Raw genomic sequence first — 18,139 nt, 5'->3', positions numbered from 1 at the left:
TCTGTTTTATAAAAATACTAATTATTAGAACGTTTTACTGTTAAAAACAGATCTACATTATCAAGCATACTAAAACATACATTAATGAGTGCTTATAACATCTTCAAATAGTAATCGCTCATCGTCTTTATAAACTTCAAGCCAACCTGGTGGTGATGTATCGCAGCCAATAATGGTTACTTGTAGCACATAACTATAACGACCATTTTTAAACGTATAGTGATGATTCCCGCCGCTGCCCTCAAATGTAATATCGCCATTTAGTAAAACCATATCAGGCTTGTCACTTGGCTTTTTATTAATACCCCACACTGCATAACGGTAATTTCCATCGCCTAAATCATCAACACGAATATGGTAGTTAGCCGTTTTCCAATCGAGTACTGGTTTTTCAAAAGTATTGATACTTGCGTGCAAGGATTGCTTACCTTGTTCAATTAAGCTTTTTGCAAGTGTCTGCTCTTTAGTATTTTGTGTATTTACAGCAATAATTTTACCTTCGGTATCAACCCACATAACGCCGCCCTTTAGCATAATGCCGCGCCAACCTACTTTATCCCAATCAGTATCAATGTTTGAACTGGCAATAACTGCCACTAGCTCATCATTAAAAACTTCATCAAAGCGGTTAATAAACTCAGCCTCATCTTTAATGTCAGGTATGGGGTATCGTCGTTTTAGCGGGTAGCGAATAAGTGCAGCAATTGCAGGTTTATCGTGATCTGCAAAGGCAGCAATAACAGGTAAAACGAACTCGTGATATTTTTGCTCAAGAGCAAATGTGCTAGATGTAAAAAGTAGAGATAGGCACAGTAGGATGTGGTTTAGATGTTTCATTTATAGTCCTTCAATTTGGGCTTTTATTATATTTCTAATACTTTGACCTAAAATCTTAGAACATACCTTTCTGCTGAGGCGCTTCTTTATGATCTGTAACTTTCGTAATGAGTTTTTCGATCTTCAAACCTTGCGGTGTTTTGGTCTGAATTATTTCCATTTCAACTATTAATAGATCCCCTTTACCAAACCGCTCTCCTTTATCTACAGTCTCAATAAATTCTCTATCAGTAATCTCTGCATAGAAACTGGATTGTCCATCAAATAATTTCCACTTATTTCCATCTTTAAAGGATGGTGATTCAATAGTTAAACCTGTTGTAATTGTATTTTTTGAAATTGGTAAATCGAAATCTAGAGGTTTAAAAAATTCAGCATCATTAGCCGAAGCTTTAGTTTGGATGTCAAACTTTGAAGATTTTAACTTTACTTCGCTTAACCCTTTGAGCAAAGGCTCTCTAATAAATGTATCCAATGAATTAGCAGCTTTTGGGTCAGAAAGAACATTTAGCGTTTGAATATGAAATACTTGAGTATGACCATTAGAGTTTTCAATATTAACTGTATTCGCGTTACTATCTGGTGTGCACTGCTTCGGTTGATTGCCAGCTAAATGAATACACAACTTAATTGAGTCAGTAGCCAGAGTAATAAGGTCTTTGGGGGAGCTAGTGCAAAATAGTGCTCCAGAGGATAAACCTACAACCTGAAGTAAAAAATCAATATCAAATGATTGTCCTCTAAAACCTGATACATCCATACATAGCGATGCATCTTTACCATAAGCTTCTGTTGTAATAACGTTCATAAATTCATCTAATGCCAAAATATAGCGAGCAACATCTTTCGCTTTTAGTTGCCCTTTTTCAACTGCTGCACCGTAATATTCAAGAGATAGCTGATCTTCCGTAATTGTCTGCATTATAATTCCTTAGTTAGAGTAACTAAAACTTAGTATCCTTTATGCTTAGTCCAAAACTAATACATAGACTACATGTTCAATCCATTTAATAGTCACATCTAATACCTATTATGTAAACAACTGAGTTATCGATATTTATTGTCATAACAAATATAAAGATACAAAATAAAAACGAGCCAAATTAGGCTCGTTTTTTGTTTTAACGGATAGTTGACAGCTGTTCTATTACTCCGGATCATACCCCAAATTAGGCGATAGCCAACGTTCAGCCTCTTCAAGCGCCATATTGGTTCGTTTGGCGTAGTCTTCAACTTGATCGCGTTGTACTGCGGCTACTGCGTAGTATTTAGCCTCAGGGTGTGAGAAATACCAACCTGAAACAGCAGCACCTGGCCACATGGCGTACGAACTAGTTAGCTGCATACCAATGCGTTTTTCGGTATCGAGCAACTGCCAAATTTTCTTTTTCTCGGTGTGCTCTGGGCACGCGGGATAACCTGGCGCTGGGCGAATACCTTGGTAGTTTTCGCGTATTAGCTCATCGTTTGCTAGGTTTTCGTCTGGTGCAAAACCCCAATACTCTTTACGTACTTTTTCGTGTAGGTATTCGGCAAACGCTTCGGCGAGTCTGTCGGCAACCGCTTTAATCATTATTTTGTTGTAATCGTCTTGCTGTGCGTCAAACGCATTCGCTAAGTCGTCTTCTTCTAAACCGCCCGTTACTGCAAACGCACCAAAATAGTCTGGTGTGCCTTTGGGTGCTATGTAGTCGGCTAGGCAGTAATTAGCAAAGTCGGTTTTTTCGGTTTGCTGACGTAAATGGCATGAGGTCGTTAATAGCTCTTTGCGTGTTTCGTCGGTGTATATTTCTATGTCGTCCCCTACGCGGTTTGCTGGGAATAAACCAATTACGCCAAGTGGTTGCAAACTGCCTGCTTTTTCAAGGTCGTCTAACATGTCGTTAGCGTCTTTAAATAAGCTTTGCGCTTGCTCGCCTACTACTTCGTCGGTCATTATGCGCGGGTATTTACCAGCGATTGACCACGTCATAAAGTATGGCGTCCAATCTATGTATTTACGCAAAGTAGCAATTGATACGTTTTTAAACTCGATCACGCCGAGCTTTTTAGGCACTGGTGGCGTGTAGTTATCCCAATCAAGCTTTGCTGCATTATCGCGTGCGCGCTGGATTGTAACAGGCTTAGAGCGAGGTTTTTTACGTGCTTGCTGCTCGCGTACTTTTACATATTCAGCTTGGGTTTTTTCTAAAAAACCAGACTTATGCTCTTTTGATAATAAATTAGATACTACACCTACCGCACGGCTTGCATTACTTACATACACTACGCCTTTGTCATATTGCGGCTCAATTTTTACTGCGGTGTGCGCTTTAGAAGTAGTAGCACCACCAATTAGTAGCGGCAGTTCAAAACCACGGCGTTTCATTTCTTTTGCTACGTGTACCATTTCGTCAAGCGATGGGGTAATTAAGCCCGATAATCCAATAATATCGGCTTTTTCGTCGATTGCGGTTTGCAGTATTTTATCAGCCGGTACCATTACACCTAAGTCAATTACTTCATAGTTATTACATTGCAGTACAACACCCACAATATTTTTACCTATGTCGTGTACATCACCTTTTACGGTCGCCATTACTATTTTACCGTTAGTTGAGCCTTCTTCTTTTTCAAGCTCAATGTATGGGTCTAGGTAGGCTACGGCTCGCTTCATTACGCGCGCCGATTTAACAACTTGTGGTAAAAACATTTTACCTGCGCCAAATAAATCACCTACCACGTTCATGCCGTCCATTAACGGCCCTTCAATTACGTGGATAGGTTTAGCTGCTGCGGCGCGGCATTCTTCGGTATCTTCATCTATGAATGTAGTAATGCCTTTTACAAGCGCATGCTCAAGGCGTTTTGCAACAGGCCATGTGCGCCACTCTAAATCTTCTACTCGCTCGGCTTGCGCCATACCTGAGTATTTTGGTGCAAGCTCTACTAAACGCTCGCCTGCGCCTGAGTCGGTGTTAAGTATTACGTCGGTAACGGCTTTACGTAGTTCTTCTGGTATATCATCGTAAACGGCTAGTTGCCCCGCATTTACAATACCCATGTCCATACCAGCTTGAATAGCGTGATATAAAAACACCGAGTGAATGGCTTCACGTACGGGGTTATTACCCCTAAACGAAAACGATACATTTGATACACCGCCCGACACTTTACAGTGCGGCAAATTTTGTTTAATGCGGCGTGTGCCTTCAATAAATTCTACGGCGTAGTTATCGTGCTCTTCAATACCGGTGGCTACGGCAAATATATTAGGGTCGAATATAATATCTTCTGGCGCAAAGCCAATATCTTCTACCAATATTTTATAACTGCGCGCACATATTGCGAACTTACGGTCTGCCGTGTCGGCTTGTCCGTCGGTATCAAATGCCATTACAACAGCGGCTGCACCAAAGCGTTTTATTATTTTAGCTTGGCGAATAAACGGCTCTTCGCCCTCTTTTAACGATATTGAGTTAACAATTGCCTTGCCTTGAATACACTTTAAGCCTGCTTCTATTACTTCCCATTTTGAGGAGTCGACCATAATTGGTACGCGAGAAATATCAGGCTCTGAGGCTATTAAGTTTAAAAACTTAACCATGGCGGCTTTTGAGTCCAGCATGGCTTCGTCCATGTTTATATCAATAACCTGTGCGCCGTTTTCTACTTGTTCGCGTGCCACTGTTAGCGCGGCTTCAAAGTCTTCTTCCATGATTAAACGTTTAAACATGGCAGAACCCGTTACATTGGTACGTTCGCCGACATTAGTAAATACTGCTATTTGTTTGGTCATGCTGGCTCCTTAATTTAAGTTACAGGCTTCAAGGCCTGATAAACGCATGCGTACTTCAAGCTCCGGTAGTTGGCGTGGTTTAACGCCCGCTAAACCTTTTGCAAAAGCGCGAATATGCGCAGGCGTGGTGCCACAGCATCCGCCTACTATATTAATAAAGCCCGATTTACCCCAATCGATAATTTCAGTTGCCATATCGCCCGCTTCTAAGTCGTATTCACCAAACTCATTTGGTAAGCCTGCATTAGGGTGTACCGATGTAAAGGTTTCGCACACGCGCGATAACTCTTCTACATACTGGCGCAGTAAATCAGGACCAAGCGCACAGTTTAGACCAATTGAAATAGGCTTAATATGGCGAATAGAATTATAAAATGCTTCGGTTGTTTGCCCCGAAAGCGTACGGCCAGAGGCGTCGGTAATAGTCCCCGAAATCATAACTGGTAATTTACGCCCTGCTTGCTCAAAGGCTTCTTCTACGCCAAACGAGGCGGCTTTTGCATTAAGGGTATCGAATATAGTTTCGATTAGTATTAAATCGGCGCCGCCTTCCATTAATGCAAGTGTTGATTCAATATACGCAGTAACCAGCTTATCAAAGGTGACATTTCGGTAACCCGGATCGTTTACGTCTGGCGAAATTGAACACGTTTTAGATGTCGGCCCTAAAACACCGGCTACGTAACGCGGTTTTTCTGGCGTTTTAGCCGTAAATTCATCACAAATGGCGCGTGCTAATTTAGCCGACTCTAGATTTATTTCACGACTTAGGCTTGCCATGTCGTAATCTTCCATCGAAATAGTGGTCGAGTTAAACGTATTGGTTTCGATAATATCGGCGCCCGCTGATAAAAAACCACGATGAATATCAGTGATTAAATCGGGCTTGGTTAGGCTTAATAAATCGTTATTGCCTTTAATTAATACATGCCAGTCTTTAAAACGCTCTCCGCGATAGTCTTCTTCTTCTAGCTTATGATCTTGGATCATGGTGCCCATAGCGCCATCTAAAATTAAAATGCGTTCTTTTAATGCGGCGCTTATTTCGGCTTGCTTATTATTTGTAGGAGCGTTATTCGGCATAGTTGTTAGTCCTCACGTCTTGGCTAACTAAATTAATATCATACGGTGTGGTTTGGTACACGTAGTAATTTAACCAGTTCGAAAAAAGTAAAAAAGCATGGCTTTGCCACGTTTTTGAAGGTTGTTTGGTTGCATCGTCATCCGGAAAGTAATTTTCGGGTTTTGGTGCATTAGGGCTTTTTTTACAATCGCGCTCGTATTCTGCTTTTAGCGAGTCGGCGTCGTACTCTGGGTGGCCGGTTATAAACACTTGGCTACCCGATTTATTTTTAAGTAAGTAAGCCCCTACTCGCTCAGAACCAGCCAGTACAACTAGCTCATCACAAGCGTTTATTTTATTTATATCAATGTGGCCGTAGCGTGAGTGCGGTACCAAAAAGGTGTCGTCGAATCCGCGAGTCAGTGCGCCGTGATCAAAGTAACATTGGTGGGTAAATACGCCACACAGTTTGTCGTCTTTTAAATCGCGCTTTAAATTGTAACGGTGATATAACGCTGCATGTGCTGCCCAACACGAAAATAACGTAGAGGTAACGTGTTGCTCAGCCCAATCAATAATGACTTTTAGCTCATCCCAATACGCTACATCGTCGTATTCTAAATGCGCAAGTGGCGCGCCAGTTACTATTAATGCATCGTAATTGTTGTCTTTAACCTCAGAAAAATAACGATAAAAGGTATCAAGGTGCTCTTCTGAATTACTGCTACTGCGGTGGGTGTCGAGCCGCAGTAGTTCTACGTTTACTTGCAAAGGCGAGTTGGCAAGCAAGCGAATAAACTGTACTTCGGTTTCTACTTTATTAGGCATTAAGTTTAAAATAGCCAAACGCATTGGGCGTATTTCTTGCGTTTTTGCACGTGTTTTTGGCATTACAAATACGTTTTCTTGACGTAAACGTGCAATTGCCGGCAACTCGTCTTTTACTGTAATTGGCATACTTTACTCCTGCTCATAAAAACCGAAGCTTAATTATGAACTGAAAGTAAAAAATATCAACCTCTAGATGTATAGATGTCTAAATGAAATTTATTCATGATTTTATACTTTACTTACAAGCATGCTTTAGTGCTTTAAAACCCGCCATTCGTTGACTGTTTCACCTGTCAGCCACTACAATACAACATTGAAATTTTTATTATTATTTGAAGGCTTTCCTCCATGGTTTTACCTGATAAATTTATATTCTCGATGAGTCGAGTATCTAAGGTTGTGCCACCTAAGCGCACTATCTTAAAAGATATTTCGTTACACTTTTTTCCTGGCGCTAAAATTGGTGTGCTTGGTTTAAACGGTTCTGGTAAATCTACGTTGCTACGTATTATGGCCGGTGTTGACCAAGATTTTGAAGGTGATGCACATCCTCAGCCTGGTACAAAAATTGGTTATTTACCGCAAGAGCCTGTTTTAGACGAAAGCAAAACAGTTCGTGAAATTGTTGAAGAAGCTGTTGGCGAAGTAAAACATGCACTTAAACGTCTTGATGAAGTGTATAACGAATACGCCATGGAAGACGCTGACTTTGACGCACTTGCAAAAGAGCAAGGCGAGCTTGAAGCTGTTATCCAGGCGCACGATGGTCACAACATTGATAACGTTTTAGAACGTGCTGCTGATGCACTTCGCCTACCAGAATGGGATGCTAAAATTGAGCACCTTTCAGGTGGTGAGCGTCGTCGTGTTGCTATATGTCGATTATTGCTTGAAAAACCAGACATGCTTATTCTCGATGAACCAACTAACCACTTGGATGCTGAGTCGGTTGCATGGTTAGAGCGCTTTTTACACGATTACGAAGGCACTGTTGTGGCGGTAACGCATGACCGTTACTTCCTTGATAATGTAGCTGGTTGGATATTGGAGCTTGACCGTGGTGAAGGTATTCCATGGGAAGGTAACTACTCTTCTTGGCTTGAACAAAAAGATGCGCGCTTACAGCAAGAACAAAAATCTGAAAAAGCACGTCAAAAATCAATTGCGCAAGAACTTGAATGGGTTCGTTCAAATCCTAAAGGTCGTCAAGCTAAGTCAAAAGCACGTATGGCTCAGTTTACTGAAATGCAGCAGTCTGATTACCAAAAACGTAACGAAACTAACGAGATGTTTATTCCACCTGGCCCGCGTTTAGGCGACCAAGTGCTTGAAGTAACTAACCTTCGTAAGAGTTTTGGCGATCGCGTTTTAATTGACGATTTAAGCTTTAGCATGCCAAAAGGTGCCATTGTGGGCATTATTGGTGCTAATGGCGCGGGTAAATCAACGCTGTTTAAAATGATCAGTGGTGAGCAAAAGCAAGACAGCGGTAGCATTACCGTTGGCGAAAGCGTACACCTTGCTACTGTTGATCAGTTCCGCGATGGTATGGACGAAAGCAAAACTGTTTTCCAAGAAATATCAGACGGTCAAGACATACTAAAAATTGGTAACTTTGAGTTCCAAAGCCGTGCGTATGTAAGTCGCTTTAACTTTAAAGGTAACGATCAGCAAAAGTTTGTTAAAGACCTATCAGGTGGTGAGCGTAACCGTTTACACCTTGCTAAGTTATTAAAAGCTGGCGGCAATGTGTTACTACTCGATGAGCCAACCAATGACTTGGACGTTGAAACACTACGTGCACTAGAGAACGCTATTTTAGAGTTCCCTGGTTGTGTAATGTGTATCTCGCATGACCGTTGGTTCCTTGACCGTATTGCTACGCACATTTTAGATTACCGCGACGAAGGTCAAATTAACTTCTTTGATGGTAACTATACTGAATACGAAGAGTGGCTTAAAAAGACACTAGGTGCAGCAGCAACTGAACCTAAACGTATTAAGTACAAAAAAATTGGTTAATATTTACTGTAGCTAATTTATTACAGTAAAACTAAGCCCTGCATTTATGCGGGGCTTTTTTATGCCACCAGCATTACAGGAGCATATCCTGCTAGCATGTAGAGAATTACCCGCTATGCTTAATTTATTATAAAAATAGTAAGGCTAAATTAGGTTATGCAAAATCGTCGTCAGTTTTCTCGTGTTTTATTTTCAACCGATGCACAAGTGATTTTTAATGATCACCAATACCCATGTAAATTACTTGATGTATCTTTGCATGGCGCATTAATCACTAAATGTGATGCTTTTATAAGTAACACTAATTCTAATGCAATACTGCGTTTTATACTTCCTCAAAGCGAAATAGAAATAAAAATGGAGGTTGTAGTGTGCCATATAGAAGCCGATCATATTGGTTTAAAATGCCACCATATTGATATAGACAGCATTACTTATTTAAAGCGTTTAATAGAGCTAAACTTAGCTGATGACGAACTATTACATCGCGAACTCGCTATGTTGATTCACGACACACAAGAATAGACTCATTTGGATTAGTTGATTACCATAGTGCAAACTTTTTAACTTGTGCAAACATGACTTTAAATCCACGTTTACCTTTGGTGTATCACCCTAACTACTCGTTTAATTTCGATCCAAAGCATCGTTTTGCAATGAGTAAGTTTGCACATTTATATCAGCATGTAGCAGAGCTGGGCTTGATTGGCGATAACCTGGTTGAGCCAATATTAGGCACGCCAGAGCCACTTGAGCTAATACACTGCGAAAATTACATACACGATTTGTGGAATAACCGCTTAGATGAAAAAGCAATGCGTCGCATTGGCCTACCTTGGTCAAAAGAGCTTATGGCACGTACCTTTACAGCTCCTCAAGGTACGTTACAAACAGCTCGTTTAGCACTTAAACATGGTATAGCGTGCCACTTAGCCGGTGGTACACACCATGCGCATACCGATTTTGGCTCAGGCTACTGCATGGTTAACGATTTAGCCTTTACCACGCAAACTTTAATTGAATCGGGTGAAGTAACTAACGTACTTATTTTTGATTTAGACGTGCACCAAGGTGATGGCACAGCCGCAATGTTAGAGCATCAAGCATACGCTTATACCTGCTCTATACATTGTGAAAAAAACTTCCCCTTTAGAAAGTCCGCTAGCGATTTAGATATTGGCTTAGCTGATAATATGAAAGACGACGAATACCTTGCCGTAGTTGACGACACCTTGAGTTATTTACTTAAAGAGCTAAACCCAAGCTTGGTACTTTACGATGCTGGCGTTGATATTTGGCAAGGCGATGGCTTGGGTAAATTAGATATCAGCTGGGATGGCATAGTTAAGCGCGACCATTTAGTGCTAAAACGCTGCCTTGAACACAATACACCCGTTGCTACAGTAATAGGTGGTGGCTACGATAAAGACCATCTTCGCCTCGCTAAACGCCATGCTATTGTTGTTGAGCAAGCCGCTCGCTTTTAGTTTGAAATAAAAATGTTAAATTCTCGTTCTTATTTAATATGTAAAATAAGAACGAACATATTATGAAACAACTATTTATTGCCATCGCACTAATTTTTATAAGCTTTACAAGCTATTCGCAAGAAGAAAGTACGCAAGAAACATACCCTAAGTTACCTACATTAAATTTACAAATGGCTGATGGGTCTGCACTCAATACTCAAGATTTATTAGGTCAACCTTACGTTTTACACTTTTGGGCAACGTGGTGTCCGTACTGTAAAAAGCTGCAGCCAGCACTTCAAAAAATTGATGATATGGGCTTAAAAGTTATTGCCGTGAGCTTTAAAGAAGATGACGATGCTACTCCCGCTAAAGCGCTTAGCGATAGAGGTTATACTTTTAAAACAGCCGTAAAAGCCGATGCAATAGCACAGCAATTAGGTATACGAGGCACACCTACTACATTGTTTGTAAATAAAGAAGGCAATGTAATTTGGCTGACTAATACGTCAAACCCAGAGGACGCAAATCTACATTTAAAGGCACGAACATTGTTGCACTCCATCGACATGGCAACTGAGTAACTTATTGCGCTTTTAACTGATTAGGTGTTAAGCCTGTCCAGCGCTTAAAGGCGCGCCGAAAGTTAGGTATATCGTAAAAAGCTAAATGCTCAGCGACTTGTTCGTTATGTTTAGCGCACAGAGTAAGTAGGTAAATAGCTTTGTGCTTATTTTGCTCATCTATTAACGCTGAAAAGCGTACCCCATTGAGTTTGAGTCTGCGCTTAAATGTAGCTGAGCTCATAGCAAAGTGCTTTGCGGTACACTCTAAATTAGCACTTGGGTGAGAGTATAAGTATCTGCAGACGGCTTCAATAAAAGTCATGCTAACTACGCTTTTATTATGTAGCTGCGACTGCGCTTGCATAAATCGTAATTGACTCGCATGCGGGTTTTTAGCCCTTAACATGGTTTTATTTAATACCCAGCGAGTACATGGCTTATCAAAACTTACCTTTAGCCCTAAATTTTGTTCGTATTCTTGAATATGCCGAGGGCGTTTAAAAGCAAAGTCGAACTGACAATGCGGGTAACTTTCGCTCACTCGTTTAAGTAAACTATAAAATGCAGTGCTGTATATCTCTAGCACATAGTGGTAAAGGCTTTCATCAAGCCCATGTGCTGGCTGAATATAAATATAAACATTATCGTTTTTAATATACGTTTGGCTAAACAGCAAAGGCGCTAATTGCATTCTTAAAAGTGATAATTGCTTTAATACTTGAGCTAAATTATCGCTATATATTAATGCCTGAGCTTCGGCTCGCGTGTCGTTAATAAGTTGGCTACCGAGTAAAAAACCACTGTCAGTACTTTTCATCAACAACTTAAATTGAGCTAATAAACGCACCTGCTGAGACACACTAAATGTATGCTGAAAATTAAGTAAGTCTTGTTCAAAAATACCGGTACCGCGTAGCAGCTTATGTAAATTTATGTTTCGGCTTTGAGCAAGCTCTACAGCTGACGTAATAAGCCCTTGAGCGCTTAAATATTTATCGTCTTGGCTAACAAACATGTGCACGGTGCGCTACTTTTTGTTGATGCTTTTTTTGTTGTAATTGACTATGCAGTTGGCTTGTTAGTTTACCTGTACTGCTATGCTTATTACCTTGTATTAAGGCGGTAGTGACATATTGAAACTTTGCTTTTTTAGATGCTTCAACTTTAAATGCACAATGCTTTAGAGCTCCTTTAATTTGTGCCATCAACTCTTTAGCTTGCTGCTCTGTAGTGGCTGGCATTAGTATCATAAAGCAATCTCCTGCGTAGCGGCACACTACATCACTTAGTCGGCAATTCATTAACAATAGCTCGCTAATTTCACGCAGTAACCGGTCGCCCTCACTAAAACCAAACTCACTATTAAAATGCGAAAAATCACGAATATCAATAGCCCCAAGCCAGAGTGGTTGTTTGCTCGTAAGTTGCTCTTTGATTGCTGAATCTAGGTACTGCGCCTTATAAAGACCTGTAACTGAGCACACCTTATCGTGCTCACGTAAATGTGCTTCACGGCGGCGTAGCTGACGATTTAATACGTACTGCTCTTGATGCCAATAATACAAACCCACACTCGTTAACAACATACCTAAAGGTGCTGGCAGAGATTCAATCCAACTGAGCCATTGATGGGCGGGATGCATTAGCCATTCATCAAGTAAATCTAGGGTTGCCGAGAACATAAATAGCCCAACACCTATCACTAAGTAAGTGGTTACTTTACTCGGTGGTCTTGAAATTAATAACGCGGCAATCCATACAAGGGTCATTAATACAATACCGCCCTCCCCCATAATATCGAGCCACTGAATACTGGCGTAAGTTTTTAATACACCTAAGTAACTACTTAAAAACACAGCGCTAAAAAACATCGCAATAATAGCGTTTATTAATAATCGGTGGCTGATAAAGGGGTTAAATCGCATGTGCGGTATCTCGTTTATAAATGAGTTTTAAAGTTAGTTCATACAAGCTTGTGTTAGCAGGGTCATATTAGCTCAGCTATATGACAACGAGATGATACCTACTTTAAAAACAGCCCTGCACGGTACATAACACCTGACTTTACAAGGAGTGATAAAAGCTCAGTACGCTCTACATATTACTCAAATACCTCTAAATACATGTATTTAAACTAAACACTGTCACATTTACGTAACCAAATATCTTTAGCTTGCTCGCCATACCAAGAAACAACCCAGTAATAACCAAGAGCAAATACAATGAAACATTTTAAAATAAAAGTACTGGTAGCCGCATTAACCTTATGCAATTTAACGGCTTATGCAGAAGATGATGCAAAAGAAACTACAAAAAAAGATATCGAAGTTTCTGACAAAATTGTTGTATATGGTGAAATTGGTTACAGAAACCGTTCAGACGAACTCGCACCAACCTTAGAATATTCACAAGAATACTTTCAACGTTTTGAACCTTTAACCGCAGGCGATGCATTAAAACGAGTACCCAGTGTTACATTTTTATCGGATGTACTTGAATCGGATGGTGCACGTATGCGGGGGTTAAGCCCTGCTTATACAAAGGTGCTTATAAACGGTGAAGAAGTACCTGGCGCTGGTGCCGATCGTTCATTTTTTGTTGACCGAATTCCGGCTGAGTTAATTGAACGCGTTGAAATCATTCGCTCATCAAGTGCTAACCGCTCAGCCGATGCTATTGCGGGCACATTAAATATTGTATTGCGCGATGGTTACAGTTTAGATGGCGGTTACTTGCGTGCTGGTGGCTTGTTTTATGATGATGGTGAATTTAAAGAAAGCTTAGCTGCAGTGTACGGTACTGAATTTGCTGGTGGGCGCTTATTACTTGGTGCAAATTTACAAGGCAGATATAACCCAAAACAAAAAACTAGTTTGCGCTACGGCGATAGCCCTGAAAACAATATAAATTTTCAAACAGAAGAATTTGATAACCGCGAAGACCAATCTGACACTCGCGATGGCGACGACACGTCACTTAACTCCAGCTACGAAATTGTTTTTGACGACGATAGTCAGTTTAATATTAGCGCTATGTGGGTTGATACAGAGCGTACTGAGGATGAACGTTCATTTGAATACAACGACCCAACTGCAACCAATAACGATATTGTAAATGGCGGTAACTTAGAAACAGATAATGCCAATGTTAAATATATTGACCAAACTAATTACAACATCAATACCGCTTATGAATTTCCACTACTAAGTGGCACAAGTAAGTTTAAATTTGGCTTTGCTAGGTTTGAAGAGTCTGTTTATGAGGAAGAAGTCGAATTAGATACCTCAGAGCTGCCCATGATATTTGAAGAAGAGCAAACTAAAAGTGAAATAGATGATAAAGAATGGACTCTACAGTGGCAACACAGCCAACCTTGGGGTGACAGCAAAGAAATTCAGTTTGGTGCATTTTTACAAAATAAAAAACGCGACAGTGAAATTTTAGAATCGCAAAACGAATTAGAACTTGCACTTACCAGTTGGGATCAATACGCAGCAACACCTTTAACGCTTGCTGCATTTAATAGCGAGTACGAAGCGGTTACTGGTGGTGTAAATACTTTAGAAGAAGATCGCTTTGACTTATTTGCCCTTGTTAAGCACAAAGATGATTTATTTGCTTGGGAGCTGGGCGTTCGCTGGGAGTCTACCGATTCTGAAATTAATGATAAAACAATTGGCGTGACCGAAAATAATAGTTACGACTTTATCCTCCCCTCGGCACACTTTCGTTATAACGTTAGCGAAAATGGGCGTATAAGTGCATCGATTGCGCGTAGTTTACGCCGCCCTGAGTTTGATTTTTTAACGCCGGCACTTATCGAAAAAGAGCTTGGCGATAACGACCAACTAGGGAACCCTGAATTAAAACCAGAATCAGCTTGGGGTATGGACTTAGGCTACGAGTATCGCTTAGGAAAAAGTGGCGTTGTAGGTATTAATTTATTTTATCGCAAAGTAAATGACCTAATAGAAATAGCAAATACAGGACAAGAAGGCTCTGAGGGCGAAGGTACATTTGTACTGCAACCACGCAACACAGGCGATGGTAATGTTAAAGGCGTTGAGCTTGATTTATCTACTCCACTTGGCACATTTAGCATGCCTAATACGGGTGTATTTTTAAACTACTCATGGCTTGATAGTGAAGTAACCGATTTTTTTGGAACTCGCAAATTTAACGACCAATCAGACTACGTTTATAACGTTGGGTTTATTCAAGACTTACCCGAACTCAAAGCTGCATTTGGCGTAACTTACCGCAAGCAAGGTGATGCATATGGACGTATTGTAGGTGAAGAAATCACTACATCTTACAGTGCCGACTTTGAAGTGTTTTTAGAAAAACGTTGGGAAGATGTAACGCTACGCTTGGTGGGCTCAAACCTACTTGATGCAAGTAAAGACGAAACCTTTAATAAATTTGATACCGTTGAGGATCAGTTTAGTAGAAGCTTTGATGAGTACGAAATTGAATCTGAAGAAGCGGGACCGGTTTATCAACTTATGCTGCGTTACGCGTTTTAAATAAGTTTATGAGGTAGTGCTAATCACTTTATTTAGCGCTACCAAACATGGGAGAACAATAATGATAAAAAAAACATTACTGCTAATAACACTTGGCTTATGCAGTATACAAAGCGTATTGGCAAACGTAACGTACACCGATGTATTATACGAGCAACAAAAAATTGCCAACTTGACGGTGCTGCCTAAGAGCTTAAATTTTACGGTTATTGGTGATTGGGGTCATAACGGGCATTTTTATCAAAAAGACGTAGCACACCAGTTAGAAATAGCGATGTTTCAAACGGATGGTGATTTTACTATTTCAACTGGCGATAACTTTTACCCCAATGGCGTGGCAAGTGTTAACGACCCGCTTTGGCAAAGTGCCTATGAAGATATTTACCATGGTCCACATACATTTGAGCCTTGGTATGTAGTACTGGGTAATCATGATTATTTAGGTAATGCGCAAGCACAACTTGATTACAGTAAAAAAAGTCAGCGCTGGAATTTACCTGCACGCTATTACAGCAAAACCTTTACTTTAAAAGGTGGCGAGCAGATATTAATGGTGTTTTTAGACACTAATACTTTAAATCCTGAATACAAAACACGCGAAAAATACAAAGTAACTCAAGGGCAAAACAGCCAAGCGCAATTAACATGGTTAAATAGCCAGCTCGAAAATAGCCAAGCACGATGGAAAATAGTGGTTGGTCATCACCCGCTTTATAGCAGTGGAAAACGTTACGGACTTACTGAAGATTTACGTAATTTACTCGAGCCCATATTTGAGCAAAATGGTGTGCAAGCATACATAGCAGGACACGAACATGACCTGCAACATAACCAAATAGATGGCAGTAAACTCGACCACTTTGTATCTGGTGGCGGTAGCGAAGCGCGTTACGTAAGACAACGTGAATTTACCCGTTTTGCAGAAGCTACACCAGGATTTTTAAGCTTTTCGATTAACAATGAAGCACTAAAAGCAACGGCTATTAACTATAAAGGCGAAGTGCGTTACAGCACTCAAAAGCGCTTTGACCAATAAAGGGTAACAACTATGAATTTTAAATTAAAAACATCTCTTAGCTTAATTGTAAGTAGCTTAGTGCTCAGTACATTAAGTGCGTGTAGCAATAGTAACATGGCTACAAATACGGCAGTAAAAAACACACCCGATAAAGTAGTCATTAATAGTACTGAATTTGGTCCAACAGATAACATGCAAGGCTCACAAGCGGCATGGTTAAATAATAACAATTGGTTGCTAGCAAGCGAAAGCAAAGGCTTAGTGTTAGTTGAAAGTGAAACGCAACAAAGCAGCATTATAAAAAAAGGTAACTTTGAAGCACTTTCTATCACTAAGCTAACAGCACACTCATTTTTGGTTGCAACTATTGATAACAATCAAGATAACGTTGTTATATTTAATCTTGAACACACTCAAAGTGGCTGGAATACAACTGAACTAACACGTATTAATCCACCACAAGCACAACCCGATACAGTGTGTTTATTTGCTAATAAAGCGAGTGAATCAATATCAGCATTTGTACCTGATGTACGCGGGCTAATTACCGAAACTATTGTTTTTGATACAGCGAATGATAAAGCGGTTAACGTAAATGTACGTGAATTTTCTGGCGTTAGTGAGGCGTCGGGTTGTGCTGTAAGTACAACAACAAATACCTTATATGTAAGTGAAAGCGAAGTAGGCATTTGGGCAATAAACGCGAACGCTGAATCGCAAGCAGATAAAAAACCGATTGCTTTAGTCGCCCCCTTTGGAGAGTTACACAGTGAACTAGGAGCTATTTCGGCTTCGCAAGATGGTATGATTTGGTTTACTAGTACCAAAAACAATACTGTGTATGCTTATGATCCAATTGGCAAAGCGTTTAATAACTGGATGTTAAATGGTGACTTGAGCTTGGAATCGGTAGCGGTAAATTACACAAGTAACAACGCGGCAACGGCAGTGCTGTATAACGACAAAACAGGCGCTTATATTAAAAGTACATTACCTGTAACACCTATCAAAAAACCATTAAAAACCAGCACCCAATCAATTACTCAAATAAAGGCAAGTGCACAAACAGCCCCCGTTCAAGCATTTGGTGATGCAGCAGACGATCCGGCAATTTGGGTTAACCCTAAAAATGCAGCAAACAGCTTAATTTTAGGCACTGATAAACGCCGTGGACTAATGGTATACAACCTAAATGGCAAGCTTGAACAGTCACTTGAAGTTGGTCGTTTAAATAACGTGGACCTGCGACAAAATAGCACAATTAAAAACAGTACCAATACATTAATAACCGCCAGTAACCGAACACTTAACGGTATTAGTGTATTTACAGTACAAGCTAATAATAATGTGAAGTACATTACTGATATTCCTACTAATCTTGATGAAATTTATGGCTTATGTATGTACTCGTCAAATACGGGGAACTATGTATTTGTAAATGATAAATCGGGGCTGTATCAGCAATATAAAATCAGTGAGAATAACGAAAAAACAACAGGCAAACTTGTTCGCGAGTTTAACCTACCAAGCCAACCAGAAGGCTGTAGTGCAGATGATGAACTAGGACAATTATTTGTAGGCGAAGAAGATGCCGGTATTTGGTTTATAGGTGCAGAGCCTACGGCAGGAAGTATACCGGTTATGCTACAAGGCATAAATGAGCAACTTGTTGATGATGTTGAAGGTATGGAAATTTACCACAGCGACAAAATACGCTATTTGGTTGTTTCGAGCCAAGGTGATAACAGCTACGTACTGTATAAAATAAAGAATGGTACTCAAGGCATTAAAACACCTAGCTTAGAGTTTGCAGGTAAGTTTAGTGTAATAAGTGATTTGGTTAATGGTATTGATGGCTCATCAGAAACCGACGGGTTAACAGTAACAGCTAAGTCTCTTCCGGGTTATCCTGAAGGTATTTTAGTTGTACAAGATGGTTATAACCGTATGCCACAGCAGCCTCAAAACTTTAAAATAATAGATTGGCGAGAAGTAAAAAAAGCAATTAAGTAGTGCTTATTTAGTCGCT

General features: G+C 40.2%; 14 protein-coding genes. 7 read left to right on the top strand and 7 right to left on the bottom strand.

What is annotated here, in order from left to right; all coding sequences use genetic code 11:
* Positions 1–81 precede the first annotated feature (81 nt).
* The 5 genes from I6F40_RS06440 to I6F40_RS06420 all read right to left on the bottom strand — a co-directional run bounded on the left by I6F40_RS06440 (position 82) and on the right by I6F40_RS06420 (position 6,635).
* Positions 82–837 (bottom strand): hypothetical protein, encoded by a 756-nt coding sequence (locus I6F40_RS06440; protein ID WP_197192673.1) that lies wholly within the window; start codon positions 835–837, stop codon positions 82–84.
* A gap of 55 nt (positions 838–892) precedes the next feature.
* A complete protein-coding gene (locus I6F40_RS06435; RefSeq protein ID WP_007376159.1) occupies positions 893–1,759 on the bottom strand; it encodes a hypothetical protein in 867 nt (288 codons plus the stop codon).
* 225 nt (positions 1,760–1,984) lie between these two features.
* Complete coding sequence (metH, locus tag I6F40_RS06430) at positions 1,985–4,615, bottom strand: methionine synthase (protein WP_197192672.1); 2,631 nt, start codon at positions 4,613–4,615, stop codon at positions 1,985–1,987.
* A 9-nt stretch (positions 4,616–4,624) separates the two neighbouring features.
* Positions 4,625–5,698, bottom strand: a complete 1,074-nt coding sequence (locus I6F40_RS06425) for a homocysteine S-methyltransferase family protein (protein WP_166378502.1) — start codon at positions 5,696–5,698, stop codon at positions 4,625–4,627.
* The gene (locus I6F40_RS06420) at positions 5,688–6,635 is read right to left on the bottom strand and encodes a homoserine O-succinyltransferase (RefSeq protein ID WP_007376156.1); all 948 of its coding nucleotides are present in this window, start codon (positions 6,633–6,635) and stop codon (positions 5,688–5,690) included. Before I6F40_RS06420 ends, I6F40_RS06425 begins: the two co-directional genes overlap by 11 nt.
* Before the next feature lie 222 nt (positions 6,636–6,857).
* On the opposite strand from I6F40_RS06420, the gene ettA reads away from it, so the two are divergent.
* The 4 genes from ettA to I6F40_RS06400 all read left to right on the top strand — a co-directional run bounded on the left by ettA (position 6,858) and on the right by I6F40_RS06400 (position 10,584).
* Positions 6,858–8,531 carry an energy-dependent translational throttle protein EttA gene (gene ettA, locus I6F40_RS06415; protein ID WP_197192671.1) on the top strand — a complete coding sequence of 558 codons (1,674 nt, stop codon included), beginning with the start codon at positions 6,858–6,860 and terminating at the stop codon, positions 8,529–8,531.
* 156 nt (positions 8,532–8,687) lie between these two features.
* Complete coding sequence (locus I6F40_RS06410) at positions 8,688–9,056, top strand: PilZ domain-containing protein (RefSeq protein WP_024593523.1); 369 nt, start codon at positions 8,688–8,690, stop codon at positions 9,054–9,056.
* A gap of 53 nt (positions 9,057–9,109) precedes the next feature.
* On the top strand, positions 9,110–10,018 hold the full coding sequence (locus tag I6F40_RS06405; protein WP_197192670.1) for a histone deacetylase family protein: 909 nt from the start codon (positions 9,110–9,112) through the stop codon (positions 10,016–10,018).
* A gap of 62 nt (positions 10,019–10,080) precedes the next feature.
* Positions 10,081–10,584, top strand: coding sequence for a TlpA family protein disulfide reductase (locus I6F40_RS06400; RefSeq protein WP_024610672.1), 504 nt, complete (start codon positions 10,081–10,083; stop codon positions 10,582–10,584).
* A gap of 1 nt (position 10,585) precedes the next feature.
* Here I6F40_RS06400 and I6F40_RS06395 read toward each other — a convergent pair whose 3' ends face one another.
* The gene (locus I6F40_RS06395) at positions 10,586–11,587 is read right to left on the bottom strand and encodes an AraC family transcriptional regulator (protein ID WP_081473423.1); all 1,002 of its coding nucleotides are present in this window, start codon (positions 11,585–11,587) and stop codon (positions 10,586–10,588) included.
* Positions 11,571–12,491, bottom strand: a complete 921-nt coding sequence (locus I6F40_RS06390) for a GGDEF domain-containing protein (RefSeq protein ID WP_197192669.1) — start codon at positions 12,489–12,491, stop codon at positions 11,571–11,573. Before I6F40_RS06390 ends, I6F40_RS06395 begins: the two co-directional genes overlap by 17 nt.
* A 297-nt stretch (positions 12,492–12,788) precedes the next feature.
* Here I6F40_RS06390 and I6F40_RS06385 point away from each other — a divergent pair, with 297 nt between their 5' ends.
* The 3 genes from I6F40_RS06385 to I6F40_RS06375 all read left to right on the top strand — a co-directional run bounded on the left by I6F40_RS06385 (position 12,789) and on the right by I6F40_RS06375 (position 18,123).
* Positions 12,789–15,092: a TonB-dependent receptor plug domain-containing protein gene (locus I6F40_RS06385; protein WP_166378510.1), complete on the top strand. Its 2,304-nt coding sequence runs from the start codon at positions 12,789–12,791 to the stop codon at positions 15,090–15,092.
* Between the two features lie 61 nt (positions 15,093–15,153).
* Complete coding sequence (locus I6F40_RS06380; protein WP_166378512.1) at positions 15,154–16,128, top strand: metallophosphoesterase; 975 nt, start codon at positions 15,154–15,156, stop codon at positions 16,126–16,128.
* 12 nt (positions 16,129–16,140) lie between these two features.
* Positions 16,141–18,123, top strand: coding sequence for a phytase (locus tag I6F40_RS06375; protein ID WP_166378514.1), 1,983 nt, complete (start codon positions 16,141–16,143; stop codon positions 18,121–18,123).
* Positions 18,124–18,139: the final 16 nt, after the last annotated feature.

It is taken from the genome of Pseudoalteromonas sp. SWXJ133, from assembly GCF_015864365.1.
GTDB lineage: Bacteria > Pseudomonadota > Gammaproteobacteria > Enterobacterales > Alteromonadaceae > Pseudoalteromonas > Pseudoalteromonas arctica.
Note: the sequence above shows the minus strand (reverse complement) of the source record. Positions and strands in the feature narration are given on the sequence as shown.

Bases quoted from the DNA above. Each gene is read 5' to 3' on its own strand.
- ettA (WP_197192671.1), top strand. From the start codon at position 6,858: ATGGTTTTACCTGATAAATTTATATTCTCGATGAGTCGAGTATCTAAG.
- I6F40_RS06435 (WP_007376159.1), bottom strand. From the start codon at position 1,759: ATGCAGACAATTACGGAAGATCAGCTATCTCTTGAATATTACGGTGCA.
- I6F40_RS06440 (WP_197192673.1), bottom strand. From the start codon at position 837: ATGAAACATCTAAACCACATCCTACTGTGCCTATCTCTACTTTTTACA.
- I6F40_RS06425 (WP_166378502.1), bottom strand. From the start codon at position 5,698: ATGCCGAATAACGCTCCTACAAATAATAAGCAAGCCGAAATAAGCGCC.
- I6F40_RS06390 (WP_197192669.1), bottom strand. From the start codon at position 12,491: ATGCGATTTAACCCCTTTATCAGCCACCGATTATTAATAAACGCTATT.
- I6F40_RS06385 (WP_166378510.1), top strand. From the start codon at position 12,789: ATGAAACATTTTAAAATAAAAGTACTGGTAGCCGCATTAACCTTATGC.
- I6F40_RS06400 (WP_024610672.1), top strand. From the start codon at position 10,081: ATGAAACAACTATTTATTGCCATCGCACTAATTTTTATAAGCTTTACA.
- I6F40_RS06380 (WP_166378512.1), top strand. From the start codon at position 15,154: ATGATAAAAAAAACATTACTGCTAATAACACTTGGCTTATGCAGTATA.
- metH (WP_197192672.1), bottom strand. From the start codon at position 4,615: ATGACCAAACAAATAGCAGTATTTACTAATGTCGGCGAACGTACCAAT.
- I6F40_RS06410 (WP_024593523.1), top strand. From the start codon at position 8,688: ATGCAAAATCGTCGTCAGTTTTCTCGTGTTTTATTTTCAACCGATGCA.
- I6F40_RS06375 (WP_166378514.1), top strand. From the start codon at position 16,141: ATGAATTTTAAATTAAAAACATCTCTTAGCTTAATTGTAAGTAGCTTA.
- I6F40_RS06420 (WP_007376156.1), bottom strand. From the start codon at position 6,635: ATGCCAATTACAGTAAAAGACGAGTTGCCGGCAATTGCACGTTTACGT.
- I6F40_RS06405 (WP_197192670.1), top strand. From the start codon at position 9,110: ATGACTTTAAATCCACGTTTACCTTTGGTGTATCACCCTAACTACTCG.